Below are 1,026 nucleotides of genomic sequence, written 5' to 3'. Positions count from 1 at the left end.
AATGGCGAAACCATCACCATTGGTAAAGGTTTGAGCGAAGGCTCAATCACCTTCCCCGCACCGCAGAACACCGTCTATGTGGATGGCGGCAATGTCAGTGTCACCATCACTGGCACCACCGGTGGTGACTTCGAGCACCTCGAAGTCAGCCCGACCGCCGCTGTGACTGCGATCACCGACAGCATCGACACAGGGTGCTGCGCACCTGCCCCTTCCAGACACCTCCGCTCGGCCTCCTGACGTCGCGAGTTACGGGCGGCGCCTGCACTGATGCATCTTCGACAACAAAGCCGGCGTTGCCAGTCAGAGCCTTTGCTCTTGCTCTTGCTCTTGCTCTTGCTCTTGCTCTTGCTTGTGCTTTTGCTCTTCTTGCGCGCCAGTTCAGACGGGGCTGACTTCCAGGTGCTCGAAATCACCACCGGTGGTGCCGGTGATGGTGACGCTGACGTTGCCGCCATCCACATACACAGTGTTCTGCGGCGCCGGGAAGGTGATCGAGCCTTCGCTCAGGCCCTTGCCGATGGTGATGGTCTCGCCGTTGCTCAGCGAGATCTTCATCTCGGTGCCGGCCGGGTTGGTCAGGCGGGCGGTGTAGGCACCGAGATGAAGATCTCGCTGAGCAACGGCGAGACCATCACCATCGGTAAAGGCCTGAGCGAAGGTTCGATTACCTTCCCGGCGCCGCAGAACACCGTCTACGTGGATGGCGGCAATGTCAGCGTCACCATCACCGGCACCACCGGTGGTGACTTCGAGCACCTGGAAGTCAGCCCGACTGCAGCCGTAACCGCAGTTACCGACAGCATCGAACAGGCACCTCCACTCGGCCTGACGAGGTCGCACTTTGTGGCGTCTGAACTGGCGCGCAAGAAGAGCAAAAGCACAAACAAGAGCAAGAGCTCTAACTGGCAACGCCGGCTTTGTTGTCGAAGATGCGTCAATGCAGACACCGCCCGTAACTCGCGACGTCAGGAGGCCGAGCGGAGGTGTCTGGAAGGGGCAGGTGCGCAGCACCCTTCGGCGTAG

At 60.4% G+C, this 1,026-nt stretch carries 3 protein-coding genes; 2 read left to right on the top strand and 1 reads right to left on the bottom strand.

All coding sequences use genetic code 11. The features are described 5' to 3' along the window. Positions 1–240 (top strand): immunoglobulin-like domain-containing protein (locus V0R59_RS31795; protein ID WP_330105876.1); only part of this gene is annotated, 240 nt, incomplete at its 5' end. Between the two features lie 141 nt (positions 241–381). Here V0R59_RS31795 and V0R59_RS31790 read toward each other — a convergent pair. Continuing rightward, on the bottom strand, positions 382–687 hold the full coding sequence (locus tag V0R59_RS31790; protein ID WP_330105877.1) for an immunoglobulin-like domain-containing protein: 306 nt from the start codon (positions 685–687) through the stop codon (positions 382–384). On the opposite strand from V0R59_RS31790, the gene V0R59_RS31785 reads away from it, so the two are divergent. Beyond that, positions 604–1,026, top strand: a complete 423-nt coding sequence (locus V0R59_RS31785) for an immunoglobulin-like domain-containing protein (RefSeq protein WP_330105875.1) — start codon at positions 604–606, stop codon at positions 1,024–1,026. The two genes, V0R59_RS31790 and V0R59_RS31785, sit on opposite strands and share 84 nt — an antisense overlap.

Origin of the sequence: Pseudomonas ulcerans (assembly GCF_036324125.1) — a bacterium.
Lineage (GTDB): Bacteria > Pseudomonadota > Gammaproteobacteria > Pseudomonadales > Pseudomonadaceae > Aquipseudomonas > Aquipseudomonas ulcerans.
The sequence above is the reverse complement of the archived record's forward strand: the minus strand, read 5'-3'. Positions and strand labels throughout refer to the sequence as shown.

Excerpts from the sequence above, each read along its gene's own strand:
- V0R59_RS31785 (WP_330105875.1), top strand. The coding sequence starts at position 604 with ATGAAGATCTCGCTGAGCAACGGCGAGACCATCACCATCGGTAAAGGC.